Annotated in this window: 17 protein-coding genes; 9 read left to right on the forward strand and 8 right to left on the reverse strand. The window is 57.7% G+C overall.

Features of this window, described 5'->3' with window-relative positions:
• The first annotated feature begins 50 nt into the window (after positions 1-50).
• The 4 genes from ACN0WW_RS07850 (at position 51) to ACN0WW_RS07865 (ending at position 3,660) form a co-directional block, all read left to right on the forward strand.
• Positions 51-536 carry an SspB family protein gene (locus ACN0WW_RS07850; protein WP_417611157.1) on the forward strand — a complete coding sequence of 162 codons (486 nt, stop codon included), beginning with the start codon at positions 51-53 and terminating at the stop codon, positions 534-536.
• Positions 533-1,927 carry a class II fumarate hydratase gene (gene fumC, locus ACN0WW_RS07855; RefSeq protein WP_417611159.1) on the forward strand — a complete coding sequence of 465 codons (1,395 nt, stop codon included), beginning with the start codon at positions 533-535 and terminating at the stop codon, positions 1,925-1,927. Before ACN0WW_RS07850 ends, fumC begins: the two co-directional genes overlap by 4 nt.
• An 18-nt stretch (positions 1,928-1,945) precedes the next feature.
• Complete coding sequence (locus ACN0WW_RS07860; RefSeq protein ID WP_417611161.1) at positions 1,946-2,227, forward strand: hypothetical protein; 282 nt, start codon at positions 1,946-1,948, stop codon at positions 2,225-2,227.
• 125 nt (positions 2,228-2,352) lie between these two features.
• Positions 2,353-3,660, forward strand: a complete 1,308-nt coding sequence (locus tag ACN0WW_RS07865) for an MFS transporter (RefSeq protein WP_417611163.1) — start codon at positions 2,353-2,355, stop codon at positions 3,658-3,660.
• Here ACN0WW_RS07865 and ACN0WW_RS07870 read toward each other — a convergent pair.
• Positions 3,637-4,755, reverse strand: a complete 1,119-nt coding sequence (locus tag ACN0WW_RS07870; RefSeq protein ID WP_417611165.1) for an AI-2E family transporter — start codon at positions 4,753-4,755, stop codon at positions 3,637-3,639. The two genes, ACN0WW_RS07865 and ACN0WW_RS07870, sit on opposite strands and share 24 nt — an antisense overlap.
• Before the next feature lie 120 nt (positions 4,756-4,875).
• On the opposite strand from ACN0WW_RS07870, the gene gmk reads away from it, so the two are divergent.
• Complete coding sequence (gmk, locus tag ACN0WW_RS07875) at positions 4,876-5,544, forward strand: guanylate kinase (protein ID WP_417611167.1); 669 nt, start codon at positions 4,876-4,878, stop codon at positions 5,542-5,544.
• Here the strand turns inward: gmk and ACN0WW_RS07880 are convergent, their stop codons facing one another.
• Positions 5,545-6,192: a hypothetical protein gene (locus ACN0WW_RS07880; RefSeq protein WP_417611169.1), complete on the reverse strand. Its 648-nt coding sequence runs from the start codon at positions 6,190-6,192 to the stop codon at positions 5,545-5,547. It lies immediately after the preceding gene.
• A gap of 274 nt (positions 6,193-6,466) precedes the next feature.
• Between ACN0WW_RS07880 and ACN0WW_RS07885 the strand changes: the two genes are divergently transcribed.
• On the forward strand, positions 6,467-8,494 hold the full coding sequence (locus tag ACN0WW_RS07885) for a hypothetical protein (protein WP_417611171.1): 2,028 nt from the start codon (positions 6,467-6,469) through the stop codon (positions 8,492-8,494).
• A gap of 37 nt (positions 8,495-8,531) precedes the next feature.
• On the opposite strand, the gene ACN0WW_RS07890 is transcribed toward ACN0WW_RS07885, so the two are convergent.
• Positions 8,532-9,647 carry a hypothetical protein gene (locus tag ACN0WW_RS07890; RefSeq protein ID WP_417611173.1) on the reverse strand — a complete coding sequence of 372 codons (1,116 nt, stop codon included), beginning with the start codon at positions 9,645-9,647 and terminating at the stop codon, positions 8,532-8,534.
• Between the two features lie 231 nt (positions 9,648-9,878).
• Between ACN0WW_RS07890 and uvrA the strand changes: the two genes are divergently transcribed.
• A complete protein-coding gene (gene uvrA / locus ACN0WW_RS07895) occupies positions 9,879-12,911 on the forward strand; it encodes an excinuclease ABC subunit UvrA (protein ID WP_417611175.1) in 3,033 nt (1,010 codons plus the stop codon).
• Positions 12,912-12,950: 39 nt separating this feature from the next.
• Here the strand turns inward: uvrA and ACN0WW_RS07900 are convergent, their stop codons facing one another.
• Together ACN0WW_RS07900 and ACN0WW_RS07905 are read right to left on the reverse strand one after the other, a co-directional pair.
• The gene (locus tag ACN0WW_RS07900; protein ID WP_417611177.1) at positions 12,951-13,322 is read right to left on the reverse strand and encodes a DUF4345 domain-containing protein; all 372 of its coding nucleotides are present in this window, start codon (positions 13,320-13,322) and stop codon (positions 12,951-12,953) included.
• Positions 13,323-13,751: 429 nt separating this feature from the next.
• Complete coding sequence (locus ACN0WW_RS07905) at positions 13,752-15,149, reverse strand: cytochrome P450 (RefSeq protein WP_417611179.1); 1,398 nt, start codon at positions 15,147-15,149, stop codon at positions 13,752-13,754.
• 172 nt (positions 15,150-15,321) lie between these two features.
• On the opposite strand from ACN0WW_RS07905, the gene ACN0WW_RS07910 reads away from it, so the two are divergent.
• Both ACN0WW_RS07910 and ACN0WW_RS07915 read left to right on the forward strand, forming a co-directional pair.
• The gene (locus ACN0WW_RS07910) at positions 15,322-16,011 is read left to right on the forward strand and encodes a peptidase (RefSeq protein WP_417611181.1); all 690 of its coding nucleotides are present in this window, start codon (positions 15,322-15,324) and stop codon (positions 16,009-16,011) included.
• Between the two features lie 318 nt (positions 16,012-16,329).
• Entirely contained in the window at positions 16,330-17,415 is a 1,086-nt protein-coding gene (locus tag ACN0WW_RS07915; RefSeq protein WP_417611183.1) for an acyl-CoA desaturase, read from the forward strand.
• A 15-nt stretch (positions 17,416-17,430) separates the two neighbouring features.
• Here ACN0WW_RS07915 and gspM read toward each other — a convergent pair whose 3' ends face one another.
• Genes gspM through gspG form a run of 3 tightly spaced genes read right to left on the reverse strand, consistent with a single transcriptional unit; the run spans position 17,431 to position 19,508 of the window.
• Entirely contained in the window at positions 17,431-17,904 is a 474-nt protein-coding gene (gspM, locus tag ACN0WW_RS07920; RefSeq protein WP_417611185.1) for a type II secretion system protein GspM, read from the reverse strand.
• Complete coding sequence (locus tag ACN0WW_RS07925) at positions 17,901-19,025, reverse strand: hypothetical protein (RefSeq protein ID WP_417611187.1); 1,125 nt, start codon at positions 19,023-19,025, stop codon at positions 17,901-17,903. The genes gspM and ACN0WW_RS07925 overlap by 4 nt, the downstream gene beginning before the upstream one ends.
• Positions 19,026-19,034: 9 nt before the next feature.
• Complete coding sequence (gene gspG, locus ACN0WW_RS07930; protein ID WP_417611189.1) at positions 19,035-19,508, reverse strand: type II secretion system major pseudopilin GspG; 474 nt, start codon at positions 19,506-19,508, stop codon at positions 19,035-19,037.

A 19,508-nucleotide genomic window follows, 5' to 3' on the forward strand; every position in this document is an offset into this window, starting at 1 on the left:
ATTGATTTTACGCCCTTGACCCGATGCCCGCTTCACGCCACCAAGTGCAAATGAGCGATGATGCACCCGATAGCCTGATTCCATATGACGAAATTGTGCAGGAAGCGCTGCGCGCCGTGGTCGGCCGAGTGCTGGGAGAAGTCGTCAAGGGCGGCCTGCCCGGCAACCATCATTTCTACATCACGTTCAAGACCCGCGCGCCCGGCGTCGACATTCCCGACCACCTGATCGCGCGGTTCCCGGACGAAATGACGATTGTCATCCAAAATCGATTCTGGGACCTGAAGGTCGACAAGGACCGGTTCGAAGTCGGCCTTAGTTTCAATCAGATCAGCTCGATGCTGCATATCCCGTTCGCGGCGATTACCTCGTTCGTCGATCCGGCTGTGGATTTTGCGCTGCAATTCCAGGTGGATGAAGTCGAGGGCCATTTGGACGGCCATGACCCAGCCGAAAATGACGGCGAGACGGAAACGGCCAAGCCGGTTGATGACGGATCCAACGTGGTGACGGTGGACTTCGGCAAGAAAAAGTGAGCGGCACACGCACCGAAACCGATTCTCTCGGCGAGATCGAAGTGCCCGCCGATGCCTACTGGGGCGCCCAGACCCAGCGCAGCATTGAGAATTTTCCTTTTCCGCGTCAGGAACGCATGCCGATCCGGTTGATCCACGCGCTGGCCGCAGTCAAACAGGCAGCGGCGCGCGTTAACGGCATTCATGGCCTGGATCCGGAAATTGCCGCAGGAATCGAAAAGGCAGCCAATGCCGTCCGGACCGGCGAATATGACAACCAGTTTCCGCTCAGCATCTGGCAGACCGGCTCCGGCACCCAGACCAACATGAACGTCAATGAAGTAATCGCCGGCGTCGCCAATGAGGCGATCTACGGCACCCGCGGCGGCAAATATCCGGTCCATCCCAATGACCATGTCAACCGGGGCCAGTCGTCCAACGACAGCTTCCCCACCGCCATGCACGTGGCAGCCGCGCGGGCGCTGGAGGTCGAACTGTTCCCGGCGCTGGAACAATTGCACGACGCGCTGGCCGAAAAGGCGCGGCAGTGGAAATCCATCGTCAAAATCGGTCGCACCCATTTGCAGGACGCCACACCGCTGACCCTCGGTCAGGAGTTTTCCGGCTATGCGGCGCAGCTCGTGGCAGCACGAGACCGGATCGAGAGCGTATTGCCGCGCCTGCACCAGCTGGCACAGGGCGGCACTGCGGTCGGTACCGGCCTGAATGCGCCCGAGAATTTCGGCGCGCATATGGCCAAGGAAATCTCCAAGATTACCGGCCTGAAATTTACCTCGGCACCGAACAAGTTTGCCGAACTGGCCGCGCATGACACAATGGTAGAGCTTTCCGGCACACTTAACACGCTGGCGGTTTCGCTGACCAAGATCGCCAATGATATCCGTCTGCTCGGATCCGGACCGCGGTCGGGTCTGGGCGAGATCGACCTGCCGGCCAACGAGCCGGGCAGCTCGATCATGCCTGGCAAAGTCAATCCGACCCAGTGCGAGATGATGACCATGGTCGCTGCGCAGGTGATCGGCAATCATCAGGCCGTGACCGTCGGCGGTCTGCAAGGCCATCTGGAACTCAATGTGTTCAAACCGCTGATCGGCGCCAATGTTCTGCGCTCGATCGAAATTATTTCAATCGGCATGTCCAGTTTTTCCGAGCGCTGTGTGGAAGGGCTGGAAGCCAATGAAGCGCGGATCAAAGAGCTTGTCGACAATTCGTTGATGCTGGTGACCGCACTCGCACCGGTGATAGGCTATGACAAGGCCGCTTCCATCGCCAAACATGCTCATGCGACCGGTCAGACACTGCGCGCCGCTGCGTTGGAACTTGGTCTGGTTGACGCTGAGACCTATGATAGCCATGTTAAACCTGAAGATATGGTCGGCAGAAACGGCTGATCCGGGAACAGCAAAAACATGTCCGCAATCCGAAATGTTTTTATCACCTACGTCGGCAACGAAGCACGCCGCCACACTCAAGGCCATGGTTTGCGCAATTTCGCCCTCGGCATGATCGCAGCCCGCATTGCGACCCGATCCGTTCCCGGTGCCATGCTGGTCGCCGGAGTGCTAATCGCCAAAAGACTTTATGATGATGCGAAAGCGGACCAAGCGCGCGCCGCCGCTGACATGATCATTGAGATTGAAGGCAGGCCGGTACCAGCCGGCAAGCCTATCGTATCACAATCCGAAGTCTGAACACGGTCCCGCAAACGCCGACCACGACTCCCGCAATTTCCTCCACCAAAGGGCAATGTTGATTGTCACTGACATTGCTGTAAGCTAGCGCCAGTCGACCGCGCAAAGCGGCACAGGAGAGCAGATTGGCAACCACCGCGCAACCGGGGCAGATATCCCGTAAATTTTACGGGTGGACCAATGTGAGCCTGCTGTTTTTCCTGCAATTCGCGGCATCCGGCTTTGTCTATTTTGCCTATTCCGTTGTCTTTCCGGTGATGGTCGAGACTATGGCATGGAACCGCGGCACTGCATCGCTGGCACAATCCGTCGCGTTGATGATGCTGGGCCTGGCCTATCCTTTGACCGGCTATCTCCTCAGTCGTTACGGCGTTCGCCAGACCGTCACCATTGGCTTGCTTGTAATGCTTTCCGGTCTCGTGCTGCTCATGCTGGTGGTAAGCGCAGTCTGGCAATGGATCCTGATCTGGGGCGGTGTCATGGGTCTGGCCTTTGCGCTCACTGGCCCGATCTGTTCCCAAACGGCAATGATCAACTGGTTCAGCATCAAAAGATCAACCACCATCGGCATCGTCATGACCGGAGCCGCCCTCGGCGGTGCTCTGGCGCAGCCGGTGCTGACAACGATGATGGAGCGGTTCGACAGTTGGCGCGCCGCATGGCTGATAGCAGCTGGCATGGTGGCCATTGCCCTGATTGCCGCGCAATTCATCATCAATCGTCCGCAGGATATCGGTCAGTTTCCGGACAATGTTGATCCGGATTTGGCAGCGCAGGACCCGCTGAGCCAGAACCTGCAACCCAAAACCCATCGCACCGGCCACGACTGGACGTTTAAGCAGGTCATCAGGACACCGGCACTCTATCTGGTGATGCTGGTGACACTCGGCTATCTGGGCACATTTTTCTTTCTGCTGAATCACGGCGTTCTGCACCTGACCGACAATGGTCTTTCCCCGCTTGAGGCCGCATCGATCATGGGTCTCGCAATTCTGGGCAGCGGCCTGTCGCGCATTCCGGCCGGTTGGCTCGGCGACCAGTTTGAACTGCGCTGGACGCTGTTCGGGTCCATTTCACTGATGGCCATTGGCCTGTCGGGCTTCTGGCTCGGTCACGGTGTGATCCTGCTGTCCGCAATGGGCATGCTGGTCGGAGCGGGCTACGGTAGCCTGCTGGTCCTCGGCCCGGTCGTCATCGGCAATTATTACGGCGAGCGCGCATTTCCGATCATCAATTCGGTGCTGGCACCGGTCATGCTGCCGTTTGCCGCTGCGGCTCCGGCAGGGGCCGGCTTCATTTTCGAGGCCACCGGCAGCTATGACATCGCCTTTGCTGCAGCGGTCGCCTTGCTGTCAGCCGGCCTGATCGCCGCATTATTCCTGAAACCGCCGCAACCGCCGCGTCAGGCCTTAGACATTGCCGTCACTGGATAGCAGCGCCGCAATCGCGCGGGTGCCCGGACGCCGCGCCAGCACGATCATCAAAATTGTCGTGAACGGCACCGCCAGGATCGCGCCTGGAATACCCCACAGGCTGCTCCAGACGGCCAGGGAAACCAGCACCACCATCGGGCTGAGATTGACCGACTTGCTCAGCATCTTGGGCTCAACAATATTGCCAACAACGACCTGCGCGACCGTCATCAGACCTGTAGCGATCAGCGGCGTCGTCAAGGTTCCGAACTGAGCAACGGCAAATAGCGCCGGAAAAGCGACACCGACAAACGATCCGATATAGGGGATGTAATTCAGCAGCCCGATGATAATCGCCCAGAGCGCCGCATATTCCACGCCCAATATCACCAATATCACCCAGCATATCACGCCGAGAATGATGTTGATCAACGTCTTGGTTGCCAGATAACTTCCGATATCATGGTTGATCCGCGTGATCATATTCAGCGTATCCGTGGAATCGCGATCCGAGCCGAACGCCCGCCGGACTTTCTCGGGAAAGCCAGTGATCTCGCTGAGTAGGAAAGATGCGTACAGGATTGTGATGAACACAAATCCGCCAAAACTGGTCAGGGAAGCCAGCGCGGTCTGGGCCACAGCAGCGATGTCGATCTCGGTGAAGAACCTTGTCGCAAACTCGCTGATCGCGTGCGCAACGGCCTCCGTTCCCCGGTCGAATATCGCTCCCGGTGAACTCATCAGTTCGGAAATCTTCGGTCGGCCGGCACCTTCTTCCACCGGCACCGGGAACCAGGTTACAAACAGATTTTCCAGATTACGTTGGTAGACTGGCAGTGATGGCACAAGATTCTGCAAGCTGGCCACCAGCATCCGGGTCATCGCAAAAAGCAGCGCCAAGAAACCGATCAGGGCCAGCGTCGCGCGCAGCCATAGCGGGGTTCGGCCCAGGCCCGGAATACGGGCCACAGTGGCGCTGGCGGCATAAAGGATCTGTAGCAATATGATCGCTGTGACGATCGGCAAAATGATGTCCTTGCCCACGTAGAACAGCCAGCCGAGCATGATCGTGATGCCGATCGCATAGAATATAGTGCTGACACGTCCCTGGATCATAGCACTGCGTTAGCCGGATTTCGCGAGACTGTCATCAGGATGATTGCGGCCGAAAGCGATATCAAAAAACTTCCCGACAAGGATCTTGACGCCAAGCGCTCTTCTCGGCCAATAGCCGCTATGGCCGAGAACATATCTTCCCAGAATATCGACAATGATCACCGCGAATTGAACCGCAGAGGCCTGCTGTTCGTGCTGTCTTCTCCTTCCGGCGCGGGCAAATCGACACTGGCACGCATGCTGCTGGACGCGGATGACGAAATCGCCATGTCGGTCTCCGTCACAACCCGCCCAAAGCGGCCCGGTGAAGAACATGGCAAAGACTATTATTTTGTCACCGGCGACGAATTTGAAGAAATGGTCGCCGATCACAGCTTCCTGGAATATGCGACGGTCTTCGGCAATCGCTATGCGACGCCCGCCGCACCCGTGAATCAGAGTCTTGAAGACGGACAGGACGTGCTGTTCGACATCGACTGGCAAGGCACACAGCAACTATACCAGCGCGCTGGGCAGGACGTCGTTCGCGTGTTCATCCTGCCGCCCTCGCTCGACGAGTTGCGCAAGCGCCTGGAAAGCCGCAACACCGACTCTTCCGAAATCATCGAAAGCCGGATGCAGCGGGCGACCAGCGAGATCAGCCACTGGGACGGCTATGACTACGTGCTGATCAACGACGATCTCGGCGCCTGCTTCGAAAAGGTAAAACAGATCCTCGCCACCGAGCGCATGCGGCGTTCGCGGCAAACCGGTTTGATCGGCTTTGTCCGGGATTTGATGGCGGAGTGATCAGCCCTCGGGCTGCGGTGTCTGCCTGACATAGAGGCCGTCGAAGACCGTGCTCCATGTCTTCCCGCTATCCTTCGATCCCTGCCAATGCTGGCGCACGCTGCCATCCGCATTGGGAATCCAGGTGATCCGGTTGATTGGCGTGCCTTGTTGATAGTAAGGGGTGTTGCGGTTGCTCAGGACCATCTCCCCGCGATCGTTCAGTCCGCCCTCGATAAATAGCGCACTGCCGTCGACGCCCATCCATGTCTGATGCCATCTGTCCCGGGCCGCATCATAGAAACTCATGCTCATTCCGGTATAGCCGCCTTTGGTCGCATAATCCTCCCGAAGTACGCAGCCTGCATGTTCGCGCGAGATCCGGTTCACCGCAGAGGGCTGATCCTGCCCTGCCGCGGTTACGTTCCACGTACCGATCCAGAAATCAAAAGCGCGATGGGCGTCAGTGGCACAGGCTGGAGCGGGTTTGGCAGGAGAATCTGTCGCCGACTGCGCCTTGGCAGGCAGAGTCAAAGGGGATGGCACCAGAAGCGTTGCGATGACAGCGCCCAATAGGGGGCGGACGCGTGACCAGCTTTTCCGGGAAAAGGAGCTTGCCCATGCGGTAGGCAATATATCCCGGTTCAGCATTTTGCTATTCCGCATCACGATACCATCCCCCGAGCCTGAGCTTCGATGCAACCCGAAAGCATTATTAGCCTTTTCCGGATCGTTGCTCAGCTATCCAGTCAATAACAGGCCGAAGCGGTGCTGTGTCTTTCATTCGACCAACCGCAATTGACCATCGACCAAGGGGCGGTTTCGGCGCACACTTTGCCAATGCCCCGCTGAACGGCGGAAGCACAGGGCCAGATTGTCCCGACAAGAGCATTGGTTTTGGCGCCGGGACCAGTTACCAGTAACGAGAGCGGCAGGGGAAACGATGGTGGAAGCACGGGAAATTGATGTCCTGATTGTCGGTGGCGGCTTTTCCACCATGCCGCTGATCCGGGAGCTGGAAGCCAGCGGCATCGACTGGCTCATGGTGTCCCCGATGACTCCGATATGGCAGCAACTCGAAGCCGCCGATGCGCTGGATTTCGATCTGGTCAGTTCGCTGCAGAGCAGCGTCTATTCCTTTGAACTGGTCGAGATGCTGAAAGAGCAGGGAGACACTTTCACCGACGGCTTCCCGACCGCTCGCGAATTTTACGATATCCACAAAAAATATGCCGCGCGCCACGCCGACAATATCCATCACGGCCGGGTCGAGAGCATCGACAATCACGCCGACCACAGCATCGTCCATCTCGAAAACGGCGAACAGTTCCGCGCCCGCCATGTCGTTGTCGCGACCGCCTTCCGGCGGCTGATGAATGCCAATCTCAAGCAGATCAAGGTGGATGCCAGCTATGCCGGCAAAAGCGTCGCGATCACCTCGACCGGCGACAGCTCCAATCTGCTGATCGCCAAGCTGGTCGCTTATGGCGCAAAGGTCCATCTGGTAACCAATGGCTTCATCATGCTCGACAAGATGTTCGCTACCTTTTCGCCGCTCGACGACGGCCCGCGCTTCGTGCCGCTCGACCAGCTGGAGTGCCACAATTTCTCCGAAATCAGCAAATGGAGCTACCGCGCCTTCATCGACGGCGGCTATATCCATGGCCTGATCCATCACGGCTTTGCAAGGCTGTTCGACCGAAACAGCCTCGGCGTCCGCCATCCCAAATCGATCCGCCCGTACAAGGACATTCGCACCTTCTTCAAGGCGAAGGCACCGGTGGAAAACGGCCATATCGCGATCAAATATTGGCCGATCGACGTCTATAAACTCTATTGCGAAGAGACGCTCGAGCAGAAGATCAGCGCCGGCTATCTGATCAACGACCTGCCCTTCTTTCTCGAACAGGGCCACGTCAAGCTGTGGGACAAGAGCGCCGCGACCATCGACCGCGAGGCGATGACGATCAGCGAGGGGGGCGAGACCACATCCTTTGACCTGATCATCGACGGCGACCAGGAAGAACCGGCTATCCCGGAGATTCGCATGCATAGCTGCGAGGGCGATTCCTTTGCCTACCGCCCCCGCGAGCAGTTTCTCGGGGTCGCCTCGCCGCAGCTCGACAATATCTACACCATCGGTTTCACCCGCCCGTTTACAGGCGGCCTCAACAATATCAGCGAGATGCAATGCCTGCTGGTCCACCGGATGATCAACGATCCGGCGTTTCGCACTGACATCCGCGCCAATATCGACCAGCGGATCGCCGACTATAACGCGACCTATTATGCCAACCGCCCCGAGAAAAAGACCGACCATCTGGTCTGGTACGGCACCTTTACCGACGAGGTCGCGCGGGTACTGGGTATCCGACCGAAACGCAGCGACACGCCCGGCTTCATGGGGTTGATGAAATATTACATGTTCCCCAACAACGTCTTCCGCTTCCGCGAAAAGGGCCGTTATGCGGTGGAGGGTGTGGACGAGCTGATAGCGCACACCGCAAAACAATATCATGACTACAAGGTGTTGGCGCTGCTGGTGATCCGCTACCCGTTTTTCGAACTGCTCGCGCTGGGTACGATCCTGTTCGCACCCGTGCCCTGGTGGGTAAAGATCCCCGCCGCGATCATCCACAACCGCCTGCCTTTCACCTCGATACTGGTCGGAAAATTCGGGCTACCGACGCGCGAGGACAAGGCGATCTTCACCTATCGCAAGGCGATCAGCTTTCCGGTGCTGGCCTATCCGGTAGTGGCAGCAGTCGTTTGGGCAGCAGCCGGTATGGGAGCGGCCTTCGGATTTTCATCGGCGTTGCTGGCCTATGTCTACGCCATGATCCATCTCGGCACCGCCAAGGGCTGGAACCGAAAGTTTTTCTGCGACATGAAAAGCAAGAGATCGCCCGAGATGGTTGGGTTTTTTGAGCGGTATCGGGAGGTTTTGGGAAACGTGACGCGACCACGTTAGCGTCAGCCGCCCCACGTCGACACTCGCCCGAGCATTCCTATTCCACCGTCAGACGGATTCCAGACGCTGCGTTTAAATCGCCAACGAAAAACTTTGGAGGCGGGTCGTTGGCTGTGGCCTCGGCATTTTTTGACCGCTCCTCTATCTCGGTCCTGAAACGATCCCGAGCAGCTTCAAAATTACCCAGTACTTCGATTTTCATGGACCGCAACAGCCGAATGATGGCGGCTTCATCAACATTCGCCTGTGCTGATTCATAGATGACCGACTCACCGGACGACACAATTCCGTTGGCTATATCCGTACCAGCTAGCAACTTGCCGATTTCCGGAAGTTCGCTGGATTTTGGCGTCCCGAGAAAGAGCCACCAAAGCGCACCGGCTTGGGTCACAGACACTTCGCCTGGCACACCTCCAATCAGCTGCCCCAATTCATACAACTTGTTGGAGCCTTCAGACAGACCGGTTCCGATGCGACTATTCTGCGCAATTTTAACTTCGCTGGAGGTAATGGCACCTTTGACGAGAAACTTGATGCCTTGAGGAGTGCAAATACCGTCATGCCTCATCAGAAATTTTACCGCACTTTCGAAATTCATCTTGCCCTTGGATCGAATTCCCGCCTCGCTGGCATCCAGCGCCGCGACGGTCAGCTGTTCCACTTCAAAAATATTGTCAGCGCCAAACAGGAAATGTTGATCATGTATATCCAGTGTCGCGAGAAACGCAGCTGACCCGATTCCGATACCTTCTATGAAATCCTGCTGGCGCGAAACATTTTTGAAATCCTTCAACGCGATCACTCCCGTCAAAAGCGATATCACCGGCGCGAGCATGTCTCTTGCTATCCCACTGTCCCGCTGACGAGCGCCCATAACCCGAAAAAAATCGTCACAATTTGAAGATACCAGCAAGAAGCCTGTATCCAGCATTTCCTTCGCCTGGCCCCAGTTCGCGTCTCCATACGTCATAGCTGCCCGGTCAACGGCATAGCGAAAATTATCCTTAAAATTTTCCGTTCGACCGGATACGGCTCCGCTTTGGTTAACCACCCCACCAGCATTAATTATCTGCGGAGTCCCCTGCATCGCGTAGCAACCTGCCAAAAAAAGCGGCAAAGAAAGGATCAAAAGAGTTCGATTAATAGTCGCCATAGTTCCCCCACTGACTTGAGTTACCAATTCGCGACTCGTTTTCTTGCGATAATACCCGAATTACATGATCAAGTAAAATATCGACCCTGCCCCCAAATACCCCGTGACCCCCATCACGCCCCGCCAAGAAACTCCCTCTTGAAAACAGAACAAACATTGAACATATAGCGCAGACCACCCTGTTCTTTTGGCCCGCTGGACTCTCTCCAGCATCTTCTGCAAAGCACGCGCATGAGTCTGACCCATATCAAAGTAAAAGGCGCCCGGGAGCATAATCTCAAGGGTGTGGATATCGAGCTGCCGCGCGAGAAGCTGATCGTGATCACTGGCCTGTCCGGTTCCGGCAAGTCCAGCCTCGCCTTCGACACCATCTATGCCGAAGGCCAGCGGCGCTATGTCGAATCTTTGTCCGCCTATGCGCGGCAGTTTCTGGAGATGATGCAGAAACCCGATGTCGAGCATATCGAGGGTCTGTCGCCAGCAATCTCGATCGAGCAGAAGACCACCTCGCGCAACCCCCGCTCGACCGTCGCCACGGTGACCGAGATTTACGACTATATGCGCTTGCTCTGGGCCCGCGCTGGCGTCCCCTATTCCCCCGCAACCGGCCTGCCGATCACTGCGCAGACCGTCTCGCAGATGGTCGACCGGGTGATGGCCCTGCCCGAAAAAACCCGTTTCTTCCTGCTCGCGCCCGTGGTCCGCGGCCGCAAGGGCGAATATCGGAAGGAACTGCTCGAATGGCAGAAGGCTGGGTTCACCCGCGTCCGGGTCGATGGCGAATTTTACGATATCGAGGAAACCCCGAAGCTCGACAAGAAATACAAGCATGACATTGAGGTCGTGGTCGACCGGCTGGTCGTGCGCGAAGGCATGGAGCAGCGACTCGCCGACAGTTTCGAGACTGCGCTGCGACTGGCCGATGGTCTGGCTTTTGTTGATCTCGCTGATGGTACGGTGGAAGAGGCTTTGGCGGAGGCCGAAAGTGCTTCAACAGGCTCAGCACGAACTGACGCTGAAGGCGTCGCTGAAGCTCAGACACCGTTCGTGTCGAGCGAAGTCGAGACACGCCCCGCGGACGAGAAACGCCCTTCGACAAGCTCAGGGCTAACGGATTCCCCCCAGGGGAAGATGAAAGGCACCGGCCTGCCGGACAACCGGATCGTCTTTTCCGAACGTTTCGCATGCCCGGTTAGCGGCTTCACGATCGAGGAAATCGCGCCCCGCCTGTTCTCGTTCAATGCGCCGCAGGGTGCCTGCCCGTCCTGCGACGGTCTCGGCGAGAAGCTCCACTTCGACACCCAGCTGATCGTGCCCAATCCGGAGCTGAGCATCAAGAAGGGCGCGGTCGTGCCCTGGGCCAAATCCAACCCGCCCTCGCCTTATTATATGCAGGTGCTGGGTTCGCTGGCGCGGCAATTTGAATTCGATCTCGACACCCCGTGGAACGAGCTCAGCGAGCATCATCGCGATATCATTCTCAACGGCACCCAGGGCCTGCCGGTAACGCTGCGATTCCAGGACGGTCGCAAATCTTATGAAGTGAAAAAGCCGTTCGAGGGCGTGGTCGGCAATCTCAAGCGCCGGATGCTGCAGACCGAGAGCGCCTGGATGCAGGAAGAACTGTCCAAGTTCCAGGCCGCAGCCCCCTGCGAGACCTGCCACGGCGCGCGGCTGAAACCGGAAGCGCTGGCGGTCAAGATCGCCGGCGAGGATATTTCCATATCGACCCGGCGCAGCGTCGGCGATGCACTGGTCTTCTTTGAAGGCCTCGGGGCGCAGCTCAACAACACGCAGAGCCAGATTGCGGAACCGATCCTCAAGGAAATCATCGAGCGGCTGGGCTTCCTCAACAATGTCGGCCTCGACTATCTCAATCTCGACCGCACCAGCGGTACGCTATCCGGCGGCGAGAGCCAGCGCATCCGCCTCGCCAGCCAGATCGGCTCGGGCCTGTCGGGCGTGCTCTATGTGCTCGACGAACCGAGCATCGGCCTGCACCAGCGCGACAATGACCGGCTGCTAACGACGCTCAAGCGGCTGCGCGATCTTGGCAATACGGTAATCGTGGTCGAGCATGACGAAGACGCCATCCGCACCGCCGACTGGGTCGTCGATATGGGTCCGGGCGCCGGCGTCCATGGCGGCGAGGTCGTGGCCGAAGGCACACTCAAACAAATCCTGAAATCGAAGAAATCGCTGACTGCTGCCTATCTCAACGGCACGCGCGAAATTGAGGTGCCGACCGAGCGCCGCAATGGCAATGGCAAGAAGCTCACGGTGCACGGCGCCACCGCCAACAATCTGCAGAATGTAACCGCGTCGATCCCGCTCGGAACCTTCACCTGTATCACTGGCCTGTCCGGCTCCGGCAAATCATCCTTCACCATCGACACGCTCTACGCCGCCGCGGCGCGGACGCTGAATGGCGCGCGAGTGATCGCCGGCAAGCATGACAAGATCACCGGCCTGCAATATTGCGACAAGGTGATCGACATCGACCAGTCCCCGATCGGCCGCACGCCGCGCTCCAATCCGGCGACCTATACCGGCGCCTTCACCAATATCCGCGACTGGTTCGCCGGCCTGCCAGAGGCGCAGGCGCGCGGCTACAAGCCGGGGCGCTTCAGCTTCAACGTCAAGGGTGGCCGCTGCGAAGTGTGCCGCGGAGACGGGCTGATCAAGATCGAGATGCACTTTCTGCCCGACGTCTATGTCACCTGCGAGGAATGCGGCGGCAAGCGCTACAATCGCGAGACGCTCGAAGTGAAGTTCAAGGGCAAGTCGATCGCCGATATTCTCGACATGACCGTCGAGGATGCCGTCAGCTTCTTCAAGGCCGTGCCCCCGATCCGCGACAAGATGGCGATGCTCTACGAAGTCGGTCTCGGCTATGTGAAGGTCGGCCAGCAGGCGACCACCCTGTCCGGCGGCGAGGCCCAACGCGTCAAGCTGGCCAAGGAACTCTCAAAACGGTCTACCGGCCAGACGCTCTATATCCTCGATGAGCCAACCACCGGTCTGCATTTTGAAGATGTCCGCAAGCTGCTGCAGGTGCTTCACCAGCTGGTCGAGCAGGGCAATAGCGTGGTGGTGATCGAGCATAATCTCGATGTCATCAAGACCGCGGATCATATACTCGATCTCGGCCCCGAAGGCGGCGTGCGCGGCGGCGAAATTGTCGCGCAGGGCACACCGGAAGAAGTAGCCAAAGTAGAAGCGAGCTATACCGGCAGTTATCTCAAGGATATGCTGGGGAAATAAATGTTGGGGAATGGCACCGTAGTTCCCCGAATATTTTTCCTAGTAGCGTAGAACCCGTGCCTGCCAGAGCAACAGCAAGGGTGACAATATTTCCACGAACATCGCCGCAAATTGCTCCGTCGGCGGCACGCCCACTGTCAGGTACGACACAACCCGCGCACAGCCGCCGATAAAAAAGAACAGCATCGCGAAACGGAAGAATTTAGCCCGCTTCCGGATATCGCCAGCGCTGTAGAAAATCATCAGCGCGACGCCGATATAAACGCCGGATAGATAGCGGTACTGATTATCCATCGCGTTGGTGAACGCATCGCCGCCCATATGTTCCGCTGCACCGAACAACAGGCCGTTAATTCCGAACCATAGGGGGATGAATCCGATCAGAAAGGAAAGGATGCGGAATGCGGCCATTTATAGTCTCCTCTATAGTGTTCGCGCCACGCCTGTGTCCGGGCATGTTGCGGCAGGTTCTGGTTTCACGGAAATATCAACTGGGTAGTGACTAAGCCCCCAAAGCAGTTTGCAACTGTGTCTGGCCGTCGGCTTCCTCGACTGCCAGTGGCGGCGCTTCACAACGCGGATCGGTTTTTTGCAGTCTCCTGATCATGATATCATTGATCGGAATGGAGTCGCACCCGTGACTTCGGTCTTGACGCCGCACCCCTGCGCGACCAGCGCAGCAGCCAAGCGCAACCGTCTGCGGGATAATTGTCCCCCTGATTGCACTGACGCCATGATGATCCCCCGAATAAGCCTGAAGAGTGGCACGCACCGATGCGCCTGTCAATTTGTTGCACTGCACTAGGCAATTGATAACGGCAGCAAACAAACATGCTAGGGCTAAAGCCGCTCCAGCCTCACCGGCAGTCCGTCTCTGGGTTGTGGGATCGGAAAGACCTGCCATTTTGGTTCGTAATCCGCTCCGCCCTGCAGCACGATCCGGTTCTGGGTCAGCATCGCGTGCATCAATATCTTGATCTGCATATAGGCGAAATGCAGGCCCAGACACATATGGGCACCCCCGCCAAAAGGCACCCAGGCATATTTGTGCCGGCCAGCGGAATTTTCCGGCGTGAAGCGCAGCGGATCAAACTTGTTCGGTTCCGGCCAGTGCTTTTCCATCTTGTGCACGAACTGCGGGCTGATCCCGATGTTCGTGCCCGCCGGAATCGTATAGTTGCGGAAGGTAAATTCCTTCAACGCGCGGCGCGGAATGCTGGGCACCGGCGGAATCATCCGTAGCGATTCCTTGAACGCCATTTCGGTCAGCTGCAACTTGCCCAGTTGCTCCATGTTTAGCACGGTTCCCGCTGGCGCAACCGACAGGCATTCTTCGCGCAACCGATCCTGCCATTCAGGATGCTTGGCGAGCATATACGTCATGCTGGTCGCCGAAGAGGTGATCGTATCATGCGCGGCCATCATCAGGAAGTTCATGTGATCGACGACTTCATCCTCGGTCAGAAGCTCGCCATTCTCATGCGTCGCAAGGCAGATCTGGGTGAAGATATCCTCGCCGCCCTTGGCGCGCCGCTCCTTTACCTGCGGGGTAAAATATTCCAGCAGATATTCCCGCGCCTTGACCCCTTTCCACATTTTGGTGAACGGAATCGGCGACCGGGCAATGCCGACCGACGCCTGCACTTCATCGACAAACGCCTTGTTGATCTTGTCCGCTTCCGGGCCCCAGGGAATGCCGAGAATGGCGCTGGCCGCCGTATCGAGAGAAAGCGATTTGATCGCGGGATAAAATTCGAATCCCGTCCCGCTCCATTCACCGACCCGTTCCAGAATGCCTTCGCCCAGAACCGCGCAATGGTGCTTCATCGGCCCCGGTTTGAAAGCAACCGACAGCGCTTTACGGTCGGCTCTGTGACGTTCGAAATCCATCAGCATCAGACCGCGCGGAAAGAGATTGTTCAGCACGCTTCCCCAGCCCTGTTCGCTGGAAAAAATCTTGTCCTTGTTGAACATCACCAGTTCGGTTGCATCCGCGCCCAGCAGCATGACGTTCTGCTTGCCAAAGCTGTAGGTGCGATAGACCGAGCCGTAGCGTGCGAACATATATTGGCCGAAACCGATCGGATCCTTGATGACCTTCAATGTCGTCCCGACCAGCGGCAGCCCCCGTTCGCCCGGAATATGGGCCAGCTGATCCTCGCTGGGCGGTTTTACCCAGTGTGGATTGGAGCTTTCCTGATAGGGATAGCCATGCGGTTTTGCTGCGATGGTGGCCAATGAAAATCTCCTGAAGCGCTATTTTCCTCCTTCCTAGCTACTTTCATGAATGTCAGCAAGACACTCCATTCATAAGCTATTCAATCGCCTGGCGTTAAGTATGATTAACAACGAAGAGGGAAAGTCGACTCGGCTGACCCAGTCCGCCAGCGCCGATCTCTAGGAAAAGAATATGACTCATTCAGCTATCCCAAAATTGCTCAAATCCGCCATAGCGGCGGGTGCCCTTTTAGGATTGGGTGGCTGCATGTACGGCGGGACCGGCTATTACGGCGACGGCTATGTCAACAACAGCCGCTATGACTGCGATCCCTACGCACCGTTCGACGATTATTATGCCTGCGACTATGGCTATGGCTTCGCCAATATCGGTTATGGCGGCGGCTGGTACGATCAATATTATTACCCCGGCTATGGTGTGTATGTTTTCGATCGCGGCGGACGACGCCATGCGATGCGCGCCCATGACCGCCGCTATTGGGCGAGACAACGTGCTGCCTATGGCGGTCGTCACGTCAGGGATCGCGATCACCGCCGCGGCCAGCGGGCTGACTGGCGAAATCGCGACCGCGATGGCGCTCGGGACGGCAGACGCGGCCGCTACCGCGACAATGATTATCGCAATGGCCGGCGCCCTGGGACGAGAGTCACGCGACCGGACGGTAGTGGCCAGGCTCGTCCCTACCGGAACCGTGGTGACCGGGCCAACCGTCCTGACCGCCGCCCGACGGGGTCAGTCCAGCAGCCGCAAGCCAGGCCGCCGGTCGCCCGGCCGGCTCCGATCAGACAGGCGCGTCCGGAAGGCCGACGCACCTCACCCAGAATGAACCGGGTCGATCGCCAGCACGTCCAGGACGAGTAACCCTTTCAACGCAGTTTTTCAGAATAACACCCGCCCGGCGCAATCCCAGCGTTCGGGCGGGTTTTCTATGCGCTGCTCGGCGAGACAAAGCGCGCTACCGGCCCGTCATTGATAAACGGGCGAAAATTGACCCGCATGGGTGGCTGCTGCGCAATTTCCAATCAAGCCTGACCAGCATAAATTGGCTGTCCCGCAAATCAGACTTCGCCAAATCGGAGGGTTTTGCGATCGGCAACTAACTTATTAGTTAACACAATTGTAATCATCGTAAATAGCCTATATCCTGGGTTTTCGTCTCAGCTTTGAGGAATTACGTCGATGGCAACCGCATTTAGCGACATTCAACCCGACGAATATATCCCGTCGGAAAAGCACCCCCAGCACGGCGTCATCATTGGCGGCCCGGCCGCAAGGGCAAAGCGAATCGAATATGGGATTTTGCTTTCTTCGATGGTCCTCGGCTCTCTCGGCGCCTTATACTGGACCCTCACCCATCAAACCGGCTGGGTCGAATGGTCGGCCTTTTTGTTCGGCTTCGTCCTGATCAATATGGGCGTGGGCATTGGTTATCATCGCTATTTCACGCACCGCGCTTTTGAAGCAGGGCCGAAGATGCGCCTCGCCATCGGCATTATGGCGCAAATGGCCTGTCAGGCGTCGGTGCTCAAATGGGCTGCCGATCATCGCCGTCATCATGCCTTTGCCGACGCAGTGGGCGATGTGCACAGCCCCTATATCGACGGTCACGGCGAGAAAATGTCGAAATGGAAAGGCCTTGGCATCGCTCATTTCGGCTGGCTGTTTGACAATACCACATCCGACATGACCGTCTATGGCAAGGGCCTGATCGACGATCCTCAGGTTTTGTGGTGCCATAAGCATCGCTGGTCCATCGCCATTTTTTCCAGCATCATTTTGCCTGCCGCGTGGGCGCTGGCATTTGGCGGACCGGAACATATCATTGGAACCATCCTGATCGGCGGCTTTTTCAGGAATTTCTTCTTCCTGAATTTCGTCATGGGTGTGAACAGCATCGGCCATGTCTTCGGTTCCCAGCGCTTCGATACCAAGGACGGCTCGCGCAACAACTGGTTCATGGCATGGATGACCTTCGGGGACGGCTGGCATAACAACCATCACCAGCACCCGCGGGCCGCCTCGTCACAGATCGCCTGGTGGGAATTCGATCTGAACGGCCAGATCATCTATCTGTGGGAAAAAATGGGACTGGTCTGGAACGTGAAGCGCGCGCCGGCCTATATTCGTAACGAAAAAGGCGAGTGGGTTCAGAAAGAGACAAAAATTGCCCGTCCCGAATTTGCCGAACCGGAGGTTATGTCAGCCGACGATGGCGGCGTGATGTTCCCTGCGGACAAGCAGCGTCAAGTCGAGCCGGCAGAATAAAAACAAATACTTGGTTCAGTTTGCACGCAGGGTCATCGTCGCGGAGACCGTGCCGTTGGCAGCAGGCTCGATAGTGAGCGATTCGACGGTAACGCCCTGTTGCTCGATTCGAGCCAACCACCCGAACAGCGCCGTCGGTCTTGCCGATTCCACCACTATATTGGCGCGGCTATCCGGCTGCAGCGTGACAGATGCGACCGCAATACCTGTTTCGCCAGCGCTTTGACCAATGAAGGCGTCAATCGCACCACTGAACTTGGCCACGGATCCATCGATCGGTTGCCGCAGCGCAGCCACCTTGGCGTCAATCCGCGCCCGCCGCTCGACTGCGTCCATATAGCGTTGCTCAGCCGCCGTCATCGCATCGGACATCGGTCGCGCCACGCCATAATAACCGATCAGTCCCACCAGCAACGCAGCCGCTATTGCGACTAGAATTTTCTCCCTCTGGCTGAGCCCGACGAACCAGTTTTTGGCAGTATCGATCATGGGGCCCTCACCGTTATATCTGCCTGTGCTGAACCGGTGGCATCGGTGCGCGGTGTCGCCGTGATAATAAAGCCCGCCTCCTGCAACGCGATCAGAGCCGGATTGATATCCTCATTGCGGACGGCGGACAGAGTCGCAGATATAATACCGTTTTCCCCATAAGCCATTCGCGTGATCGACACGTTTGGCACTTGCTGGAGAGCCGAAAACAGCGCCGACGCGGGGACCGGGAACATGATGTTGCCGCGATTTTCGGCTATCAACCGCTGGTCCAGTGCGCGCTCGGCGCTTTGTGGATCGGCCTGCTCACCGACAATGGTGGCGGCATTGGCCATGGCAGCCTCGTCCGCTACCCCGGCGGCCCAGTGATATTTGGCTAGCAGCACCAGGGGAATGGCGAGCGTGATGATGACCAGAGCCGCTACCATCCAGCCGAGCAGCCGCTTCTCTTGCGCAGCCATCGTGCGCTGTGTCTTTTTGGCGAACGGACCGCTGCGAAAGTTCAGGCCACCTTTCTCGGGTGCGCCAACGATCATCGCGTCAAAATCATCCCTGATGATCGGCTTCACCGTCAGGTCGGCAAAAAGGAACTGGCGCAGAGCGGGATCATCGGTCGCGATCACCGGGCCAGCGCGCAGAACCCGGTCAAATCCGAAATCTGCCGACAACGCCGCTTCATCGGCAACCGGCAATAATGAGCCGACAGGAAGGATCATATCCGGATCGATCCCGCGCGCCTGCAACTGGATCAGCCCGGAAGACAAAATATCCCTTCCGATGGCAGCTGTTATCACCTTGCCTTCACCATCCGCTGCCGCAACGATATGGATATTTTCGCTTTCCAGGCTGTCCGCTTTCGCCGCTATCTTTGCAGCGGCCAGCGCTTGCTGCTCGTTCACCCCTTCAATCGCATCATGCTCCTTGATGCGGGTAAGGTGAGAAGACACCAGTGCGATCAGGAAAATGTCGGACGGTGCATCATTCGGCCCATAGGCTTGCGAAGCCGCAATCGGGTCGGGATCACATCCGCACGCCTGAACCGCGCCATCAGCGACGTGCCACCAATAGAGCGCCTCGTCATCCGTGGCCGGAAAGGCGGTGAGAAGACAGTTTTCGGTCACGCGCTGATCTTATTCCGCGTAAATATCGGCATTGTCATCTTCACCACCCGGAGCGCCATCGGCCCCCAGCGAATAAAGATCGAAGCCAGGACCCTGACGACCGGGATTATCATATTGATAGGACCGTCCCCACGGATCCTCGGGCAGTTTTTTGATATAGCCGCCCTGGCGGTAGCGCGCCGTGGTCGACAAGGACGCGGGCGGTGCGATCAGGGCCTGCAACCCGTCGGAGGATGTCGGATAGCTGAGATTGTCGAGCCGGTACATTTCCAGAGCCTGGCCCAGCGTTGCGATATCGGCGCGCGCCTTCTCCACCATGGCCCGGTCCTGGCTGGGCAGCACGTTGATCACGACAATAGTCGTCAGCAGGCCGAGGATGAAAATCACCACCATCAGTTCGACCAGGGTAAACCCGTTGCGCTTTTTCCGCTCTTGCTCCTCGCGGACGGGAGCTTCAGCCGGCTTGTCTGTATCTGTCGTCAT

The organism is Parasphingorhabdus sp. (genome assembly GCF_048269865.1).
GTDB lineage: Bacteria > Pseudomonadota > Alphaproteobacteria > Sphingomonadales > Sphingomonadaceae > Parasphingorhabdus.

Coding starts and splice junctions, on each gene's coding strand:
- ACN0WW_RS07915 (WP_417611183.1), top strand. CDS start 16,330: ATGGCAACCGCATTTAGCGACATTCAACCCGACGAATATATCCCGTCG.
- ACN0WW_RS07850 (WP_417611157.1), top strand. CDS start 51: ATGAGCGATGATGCACCCGATAGCCTGATTCCATATGACGAAATTGTG.
- gmk (WP_417611167.1), top strand. CDS start 4,876: ATGGCCGAGAACATATCTTCCCAGAATATCGACAATGATCACCGCGAA.
- ACN0WW_RS07910 (WP_417611181.1), top strand. CDS start 15,322: ATGACTCATTCAGCTATCCCAAAATTGCTCAAATCCGCCATAGCGGCG.
- ACN0WW_RS07890 (WP_417611173.1), bottom strand. CDS start 9,647: ATGGCGACTATTAATCGAACTCTTTTGATCCTTTCTTTGCCGCTTTTT.
- uvrA (WP_417611175.1), top strand. CDS start 9,879: ATGAGTCTGACCCATATCAAAGTAAAAGGCGCCCGGGAGCATAATCTC.
- ACN0WW_RS07900 (WP_417611177.1), bottom strand. CDS start 13,322: ATGGCCGCATTCCGCATCCTTTCCTTTCTGATCGGATTCATCCCCCTA.
- ACN0WW_RS07885 (WP_417611171.1), top strand. CDS start 6,467: ATGGTGGAAGCACGGGAAATTGATGTCCTGATTGTCGGTGGCGGCTTT.
- gspM (WP_417611185.1), bottom strand. CDS start 17,904: ATGATCGATACTGCCAAAAACTGGTTCGTCGGGCTCAGCCAGAGGGAG.
- ACN0WW_RS07870 (WP_417611165.1), bottom strand. CDS start 4,755: ATGATCCAGGGACGTGTCAGCACTATATTCTATGCGATCGGCATCACG.
- ACN0WW_RS07860 (WP_417611161.1), top strand. CDS start 1,946: ATGTCCGCAATCCGAAATGTTTTTATCACCTACGTCGGCAACGAAGCA.
- gspG (WP_417611189.1), bottom strand. CDS start 19,508: ATGACGACAGATACAGACAAGCCGGCTGAAGCTCCCGTCCGCGAGGAG.